The organism is Asticcacaulis sp. DW145 (assembly GCF_037101385.1).
Classification (GTDB): Bacteria; Pseudomonadota; Alphaproteobacteria; order Caulobacterales; family Caulobacteraceae; genus Asticcacaulis; species Asticcacaulis currens.
The window spans coordinates 82,124-90,180 of the sequence record NZ_AP029027.1; the positions used below are offsets into that span (position 1 = coordinate 82,124).

General features: G+C 56.5%; 6 protein-coding genes. 4 read left to right on the forward strand and 2 right to left on the reverse strand.

Annotation, left to right across the window (positions count from 1 at the left end; translation table 11 throughout):
- Nucleotides 1-326 precede the first annotated feature (326 nt).
- From AACH73_RS18895 to AACH73_RS18910, 4 genes are all read left to right on the forward strand, one after another.
- Nucleotides 327-2,216 (forward strand): RpoH suppressor, encoded by a 1,890-nt coding sequence (locus tag AACH73_RS18895; protein ID WP_338736609.1) that lies wholly within the window; start codon nucleotides 327-329, stop codon nucleotides 2,214-2,216.
- Between the two features lie 139 nt (nucleotides 2,217-2,355).
- Nucleotides 2,356-3,399 (forward strand): hypothetical protein, encoded by a 1,044-nt coding sequence (locus tag AACH73_RS18900; RefSeq protein WP_338736610.1) that lies wholly within the window; start codon nucleotides 2,356-2,358, stop codon nucleotides 3,397-3,399.
- Between the two features lie 100 nt (nucleotides 3,400-3,499).
- A complete protein-coding gene (locus AACH73_RS18905) occupies nucleotides 3,500-4,714 on the forward strand; it encodes an NAD(P)/FAD-dependent oxidoreductase (protein ID WP_338736611.1) in 1,215 nt (404 codons plus the stop codon).
- A gap of 257 nt (nucleotides 4,715-4,971) precedes the next feature.
- A complete protein-coding gene (locus AACH73_RS18910; RefSeq protein WP_338736612.1) occupies nucleotides 4,972-5,361 on the forward strand; it encodes a hypothetical protein in 390 nt (129 codons plus the stop codon).
- A gap of 10 nt (nucleotides 5,362-5,371) precedes the next feature.
- Here the strand turns inward: AACH73_RS18910 and AACH73_RS18915 are convergent, their stop codons facing one another.
- Together AACH73_RS18915 and AACH73_RS18920 are read right to left on the reverse strand one after the other, a co-directional pair.
- Nucleotides 5,372-6,289, reverse strand: a complete 918-nt coding sequence (locus tag AACH73_RS18915; RefSeq protein WP_338736613.1) for a ParB/RepB/Spo0J family partition protein — start codon at nucleotides 6,287-6,289, stop codon at nucleotides 5,372-5,374.
- Nucleotides 6,290-6,299: 10 nt separating this feature from the next.
- Nucleotides 6,300-7,163 (reverse strand): ParA family protein, encoded by an 864-nt coding sequence (locus tag AACH73_RS18920; RefSeq protein ID WP_338736614.1) that lies wholly within the window; start codon nucleotides 7,161-7,163, stop codon nucleotides 6,300-6,302.
- Between the last annotated feature and the right edge of the window lie 894 nt (nucleotides 7,164-8,057).

Here is an 8,057-nt window from a genome sequence, read left to right on the forward strand (position 1 = left end):
CAGGCACGAAGACCCACCTATCGAGCCCCGCAAGATTAGGGTTGCAATCTAACAACAAAACTCGCCATGATTGTGCGGCGCAAAAAACTGTGTTACGCCCTTCATTCAGCGGAAGGGGAGGCTCAGATGCCATTGATTGCGAGGGGAGTCGCCCGCGTGCCCGGGACATCGACGCTCGTTTCGGCGCCCAGTGGATACGCGGTCGATACGACAAGTGAAGAGGCTCTTTGGGAGCTTGAAACTATGCCGGGGGCCCCACGCCAATAGAGCGGCCTCGCTTATCTAAATCGATATTGTTCATCACCATCCGAGTGGCGGGAGACCTGATGCCGACCAAGTACTGTGACCTCGTTATGAAAGGTGGAATTACGAGCGGCCTGGTATATCCGACGGCTGCTCTGGCCCTGTCGAAAAGCTACCGGTTCAAGCAGATTGGCGGAACCTCGGCAGGCGCCATTGCAGCGGCGGTCGTCGCCGCGGCCGCCGTAGGTGACCGCGTTCAACATGCAAATCCGAGCCTGAAATCTGAGGCATTGGGCTTCAAAGGGCTTGAAAAAGTTGCCGCCGAACTGGCGACAAAAGGGTTCATCTACAGCCTGTTTCAGCCTGTAAACGGTGCTGGCAATGCCTATCGATGTCTCGTGGTGATGGCGGCAGGAACCAAGACGGTCTGGGGCAAACTGCGCAAGGCTATTGCCCCTGTCATCGCCATCGTCACCATAGCCCCCACACGCACCTTATTTGTGTTGTTAGGCCTTCTGGCCGTGGGATACGGCTGTGCCGGGGTGCCCGGCATAGCTGGGGCCTTTCTGCCTTCGCTTCTTTGCGCTGGCGCGGCGGGCGTTTGGTTCTCCATTACCAAGACCGCAGGGCTCGTTCGCAAAAACAGGATGGGCCTATGCTCAGGACGGTCAGTAAAGCGGCTTTTCCAGAACCCGAAACCCGGCCTGACGGACTGGCTTCATGCCCGGTTGCAGTCCTTGTCGGGGAAACTCGATGATGCGCCGCTGACTTTCAAGGACCTTTGGGACGCCCCACGTTACGATCAGGAGCCTGTGACGGCCAAAGCCTTGTCGCTACAGATGATCACGAGCGGGCTATCGCACAACGAACCGCGGACCCTGCCGTTTGAAACGGGCGGCTTCTGGTTTCGCCGTGAGGATTTCGACCTGTTGTTTCCAAAAGCGGTCGTCGATTACATGGTGAGGAAGGCCCAGAAGGCGGAGATCAGCGGGGTGACCTATTTTACGCTGCCGCCCGACGGTGAACTACCGGTTCTTGTTGGTATGCGCATGAGCCTGAGCTTTCCGCTGCTGATCAGCGCGGTTCCGCTTTACGAGCCGGATCAATGGGCTTCTGGCGGGGACATGAAGGCTGCGGCAACGCCCAATCTGGCCGACGCGCCCATGGAAAAATCAGTTGAAGACAGTGCCAGCGGGCTTGCCTTGGGGGGCCGACGAGGTTCGGGCGACATCACGCGATTTCGGGTCTGCTGGTTCTCGGACGGCGGGATCAGCAGCAACTTCCCTGTCCATCTGTTCGACGCCCCCCTACCCAGTTGGCCGACCTTTGCGATCGATCTTGTCGACAGTGCGAACGATGAAGGGATGGAAAAGGGGAGCGATGTCTATTTGCCGAAGGGCAATAATGAGGGCTGGCAGCGCCGCTACAATCCGATTGCCGCCAAGTCGGCCACGACCGAGATCGGCAATTTCCTGCTCAGCATCATTTCCACCATGCAGAACTGGCGCGATCTTCTGCAATCGCGCGCACCCGGCTATCGGGATCGAATTGTTCAGGTCCGGCTAAACGCGGATGAAGGTGGCCTGAACCTCAACATGCCGCAACCGGTCCTGACCAGTATTGCCGGCAAGGGCACGCTCGCCGGTGAGGCTTTTGACGGCTTTTCGTTCGAGAACCACTACTGGATTCGCTGGCGCAGTCTGGCCGCGGCCTATCAGGGGTATGCCAAGCGGGTCGCTGGCAGCCCGAGCCCCCCCATTCCCGACTACGCCAGTGCATACGCACTGCGAACGAACATCAAAACGAGAGCACCGGCCTACCCTTTCGGGTCAATACCGAAGAGGCAGGAGGCCATGGACATTGTCAGTGCTCTGGAACTGAAGGGTGCCGAATGGAAGGACGACAAGAAGATCGATGTCACCGCGTCGGCGCCGCGCCCACTCCCGCAAATGACAATCATACCGACCTACTGAACGATGGGGAGCGATAGTGGCCTGGGATAGGAAAGAAAAAACGATCGGCGTCAGTAGACGGAGGCCTCACCTCCATCTCAGTCCATGGGCCATCTCCCGGCGTCCCAGTTTATCGGCGCTCAGATTTAATGCCTTCGATTTGTTCGCTGCGACGGCACGTTGCAGCCACCTGCACCATATCGACACCTCACTGGTCACGCCCGAATCCGAAATGACTCGGGCTCTAATTCGGCAATATGTCGACGACGTCAGCGACAATTTCGCAATCGACACTGGTGGCAAGCGGTTTAAGGACTTCGTCGATAACTATTTCACCGGGACAGTCGCGGCGGGGCTCGCCTATCTCGCTATGGTGCAGGAAAACTACGTCTGGTTTTCGCACTTTGAGCGCCTAAAGGGTGGACGACCGAGGTATCGTAAGTCGCCTGACTTCGTGTTTCTTGACAAGGACTTTAGCTGTGCACTTGTTGAGTCCAAAGGATCACGACTGGCAACCTCAACCGCCTTCAATGCTCGGGTGGAAGCGGGATACCTAGACCAAGTGCATCCTCATATCGGTTATCCGATTGGCGGCATCATTGCCACTCATGGATATTGCGTCGGCAGCTACCTCTCGTCGTCAACCCAAGCGGACCTGCGTATTCACTTTACTCACGTACCTTTTCGACGTCGCTTCAAACCGCAAACAAAGCAAGGAAAAGATGAAATTCAGAGAAATAACTACGTCACGGCATTTGCATTGGTTCACAGCGAAACCTTGGGGGAGCAAATCCGTACTGGCGACGGGCCCGATAGCATAGGTTTCATGCGGTTTGAGTGGCGCGGTCAATATTGGCTTACCGCGCTTGAGGATCAACGCCAGCGTCAAACGGACTTGGGGTCAGGATTTGTCTACGCTATGGAGCAGGGGATCGCCTTGAGGGTCCTCACCAAATTCCTCTCCCACGATTTAAATGGCGAACAGATCGAGATTGAACCTCTGCCCCCTGAACGGTTCCAGCGCCTGAAAGAAGAAATAGGCCGGCCCGAAGGTGCCGTCTTTCCTGATGGATTGGCCGTGATTGCCAAGCCGGAATTCAGAGATCCTGTTAGGTTGACCCGCGGCCCTACGCCCGATGGACATTTTGGATATCGGGTGACGAGTAACCGAGACGGCCTGCCTACACTTCGTCCGACCGCATAAGGCCACCAGATATCATGCTTGATCGGCGGAGAGATCAGGATTGGAGCGGGTCTGTTCCGCCTTACGCTTTCGAACTTGCCCGTCATTGGAAGGGTCTGAAATGGAGAAAAAGCACGTTACGATCATAGGTGCAGGCTTATCGGGCCTGTCTGCGGCCCTTGCGCTTAAGGCGCGAGGAATGAGCTATTCGATCCTTGAGGCGACCAACACCATAGGCGGGCGAGCACAAACCCATGTATTTCCAAGCGGCGTAGCGGCCGATCTGGGACCGCACTGGCTGCATGCTGAGGATAGCGAGCTTGGCGAGTTCGTGCGGTCGCAGAATCTCAGCGGTAAGGAAGACAAAAGCGAGGCTATGCGGATCTATGAAGGCGGGCAGGTCCGCTCCCTGAGTGACGACTTCATGCATCACGCAATCAACCAGACGAAGGCCAATGCCATCCTGTCGGGCAAGATCAACGATCTGCCCCTTTCGCAAATCGGGCGCAACGAGCCGTCACGCAAGGTGTTGCAGCGTTTTGGTCAGGGGTGGAACGGCCTTCAAGCGCCTGTTGAGCCATCGGCTTACGAATTTCTGACCGATGAAAGCACGCCCGGCGGCTTTCAGCTGACGGGCGGCATGGCTAGTCTCGTGGCGGCGATGGCCGACGCAGTGGGACGGGAGCATATTCACCTCAATCGACCGGTGAGGTCCGTGACAGTTTCAGCTTGGAGCGCCGTCGTGGATGGAGAACGATCGGACCGCGCCATCGTGACGGCGAGCCTCGGCGTTCTTAGGACTGGACAGCTGTTGCTGGACCCCGATCTGGAGATGAGGATTGCGAGTGCCACGCAAGGTCTGCTGGTCAGCCGGATGAATAAGATCATTCTGGAGCTTCAGCCGGATTTTTTCAGATCTCGCAAGATTCCCACCGATTTGAGCGTTCAGGTGCTCGAAAACGTGCCGCACTTTGCGCACATCCGGGGCGCGGGTAGCCCGCTGATTACCTTGTTTACAACCGGCGACAGGGCTGATTATTCGGAAACCCTATCACCCGCCGAGGCTCTTGAATATGCCAAGGCCGTCCTTGCGCCGGTTGCTGAGCTGAAAGATTTCGAGTCACATTTGGCGTCGGAACCGGTCGTCACGAAATGGCTATCGAACCCGTACGCGCGTGGGGCCTATTCCGCCCTCTTTCCCGGTTACCGGCGTCCCGAGCCGTTCTGGCAAGGGCCGATTGGCGTTTGTGGCGACAGCTTCGATGCCCGGTTTCCGGGGTCATTGGCGGGTGCCTTCCGGTCAGGGAAGCTTCTGGTCGATAAATTGCGCGGCTGATAAATACCAGCAAGTTGTTCTGACATGAAAATGGGCACCCATAGGGGCTAGGGTGCCCATTTTGGCGTCCCGGATTTAAGGGGGGGGGATGATCCGGCTCGCACTGACAGGCTACCCCAAACTATCGCCTCGCGGGAATCACAAAATCGTCACTACCTTTAGGGATGATAGTTGCGACTCCACGAACCGTAGATGGCGCTGGGACGGGTTGTAGGATAGGATTTGCGAACCCTCCTGAACCGAAAGGCCCCGTCGCAATGGACGCTCAAACAACTGAGTTCGCCAAGACTCTCGCCAAATTAATGGTTGCCGCCTGTGTTCGGCGTGGAGAACTCGAAGGCCTGCATGCCGGCATCACACCGATATCGCGGATCGGAGATTTCTCCGATGTATACGTCGTTGATGCCGACGGAAATAGCATCCCATGGACTGAGATATCTCGGATAAGCCAGGACGAAATGAAAGCGCTGATGATCGGCTCGGTAGACCGCGCCTATACGTTTATGATGCGCACCTTGTTCGCCGACGGCCCGGATGAGGTGTTTGAAGCGGCGCTTAATCGTGCAGTATTGCCCTGGACCAAGGGCTGGGATGACCCGAAATACCGTCCCTATTTCCTCATGGTCGAGGAGCCAAAGGAGGTTTGAGGGCGAAGCCTCAGCTCGTGCCGGATTTCACCGCGATCAAACGGCACGCCCCAGCACTCACCGCTTCATCGCCCACAGCCCCCTCGATCCTCACGTAAACCTGATCGGGATTGGGTGGGCGGCGCTCAAGAATGAGTTGCGCCGGGCGTCCGCCACAATCGACCCAGACCTGCGGGTCGGTCACCAAAGCACCCACCGCTTTCGCCTGACCATCCGGAGCATCTGGACGCCGACGAAACCGGGCAGGAGATGCCCCTGCCTTATCAGGTTCGCCAATCACCGCCGAACCCGCGGATTTCAAGGCATCACCGAGCTTGGCAACGCTTCTGCGTGTTACCTCCCCGGCTTTCGAACACCAGACTATGATCTGATCGGGATAGGCCTCATAGAGCATGCGCAGGTCGTAGAGGGTTTTGGGCGATTGGCAGCGGCCTGACGCGTAGACTTCCCGAATGCAGGCTGGCGGATCAACGAGGGCCAGATGCTGGGTTATGATGGAGGCATCGACACCGAGTTGGCGCGCGATAAAGGCCTTCTTGTCGCCGGCGGCGATCTTACGCCCTATGAACTCGGCCAGCTCCATCGGCTTGAGATTATCCCGCTGCAGATTCTCGACCACCTGATCATAGTCGGTGTGTGTTTCGTCGATTATAGCCGGAATGGTCGCGTTCCCTGCCATCGCTGATCCGCGGTATCGGCGGGCCCCATGGTTGAGCATGTAGCGTCCGGGCTCAGTAGGATGAGGTCTGACAGAGACGGGGGATCGCACACCGCGCCGCCTTATGCTTTCCGCGATGCGCGTCAGGTCTTCAGGCGTGAAAATCTTCCGTGGCTGGTCCGGATCTTCGTCGATCTGAGAGAGAGGCAGGTGCAGGGGCGTGCCAACCGGATGGAAGGGTTGGTCAAGGGCGGACAGATCGATAGGCATCCGGGCTATCCTAAAGAAGTTGTTTCTCAATTATGTCGAAGACGGGTTTGATTTCCTTCCAGGCGTCGCGCGCGGCGGTTTTGCGCAAATCGGCGACGAATTGCCCACCCGCCTGGGCCTCGGCTATGGCGGAGCGCTTCTGGACGAAGGCGAACTGCAAAGGGGCGTCCTGGAGCTTGAGAAGATATTGGGGATAGCTTCGAACTAGCGTCTCGAAATTGGTCCGCTGGAAAGGCGTGGGCTCGACCAGATTGGGAAGAATACCCATGAAGGTCAGGTTTGGATTTAACGTGGCCTTGATCTTGACCAGCCCATACCGTGGGTGACCGAACATCCCTCCGATCCCATCGATGGCTTCTTGATTGAGCTGGATGGGCGCCAGAACCTTATCGGCGGAGATCATGGCGGCGGCGTATCGTATATCGGGATTTGGATTGGTATCGATCAGGCACACATCATAAGCGTTCTGACATACCGCCAGAAACGCCCGTAGGGAGGTTACGAAAGCATTATGGTGGTCAGGTATGCGTTCGAGGGAACTTAAGCCTGTGTCGGCCGGAATCAGGCCCAACCGACCGTTTGGAGGTGCAATCGCCCTCCCCTCCAGCACATCGGTTGCCGAAAATGGCGAAATCGTCGTATCTGGATGCTGTGATAGGGCTTTTGTCGAATTGGCCTGGTGGTCAAGGTCTATCACGAAGACGCGTCGGCCCTGCTCTTTGAGATGGTGGGCGAATTGGCACAGGAGCGCACTCTTGCCGACGCCGCCCTTCTGGTTCGCAAATACCAAGGCCTGCACGGTTTTCACCCTCTCAATGTCGATCTGTATCGGAAGCAGCGAAACACATTCTCGGTAAACGCGTAGCGAGTTCATCTACGGGTTGTTTTTTGTGTCAGACATCTGCCTTGGGGGGGCGTGGTGCGCGGGTCGTGTCGACAGCTGGTGTCGGCAGGGGCTATGGATTTTATGGTTACAGTGTGAAAACACGAATCTGGTGCCGGTTTCAGACGGTGCTAGATTTCGAGTATCAGTTGGTATCACGAACAGAAATAGTTGAATTTGTTGGTTTTGTCTCGATTGGAACAGGGGCTCCCGCCCCACAGTGTGAAAACACGAAGTTTTCTATGTTCCCGCCTACTGATGTCGTTTTCGAAAGCGCTCAGACCCCACAGCGTTCTCGGATGCCCCGGAGAGCCCTTCTTTGCTGGCTTCAGGGATTGTGTCTGCCTCTTTGGCTTGGATTGCGAGGTTATAGTCGGGAGCGTTGGAGTTTTTTGGCTAAAGCTGGGCGTCTTATCCACAGAACGGGCGTGATGGCGTGGTGTTAAATAATGTTAGAGTCAGGGTTACGGTGAATCTCTGGGCTGACAAGTGTTTGATGTTTCTAAGACAAATGGCGGTTTAGCGAGGTGTTCACAGTGTGAAAACACGAAGAGCGCCGTGTGAAAACACGTATGCCCCCGTGTGAAAGCACGAATCGCTTGAAATTTTGTCCACAGCATGCGAGCAGTGTGAAAACACGAAAGGTTCAATCGCCGGTCTTGGCTGTTTCGACAGTGTGAAAACACGAAGTTCTGTGTGAAAACACGAATCGGAGTAGCGGATGTGATCGGTGTCGTTGAATTCAGCTGACATGCAGAGGCGTGAGCTTTTCGTTGGCCGTGTGAAAACACGAAGTTCTGTGTGAAAGCACGAAGACGACCGTATCCATTGGCGGACCTACAGTGTGAAAACACGAAGGTCCGTGTGAAAACACGAATGAGTGCC

Coding starts and splice junctions, on each gene's coding strand:
- AACH73_RS18920 (WP_338736614.1), bottom strand. CDS start 7,163: ATGAACTCGCTACGCGTTTACCGAGAATGTGTTTCGCTGCTTCCGATA.
- AACH73_RS18910 (WP_338736612.1), top strand. CDS start 4,972: ATGGACGCTCAAACAACTGAGTTCGCCAAGACTCTCGCCAAATTAATG.
- AACH73_RS18915 (WP_338736613.1), bottom strand. CDS start 6,289: ATGCCTATCGATCTGTCCGCCCTTGACCAACCCTTCCATCCGGTTGGC.
- AACH73_RS18895 (WP_338736609.1), top strand. CDS start 327: ATGCCGACCAAGTACTGTGACCTCGTTATGAAAGGTGGAATTACGAGC.
- AACH73_RS18905 (WP_338736611.1), top strand. CDS start 3,500: ATGGAGAAAAAGCACGTTACGATCATAGGTGCAGGCTTATCGGGCCTG.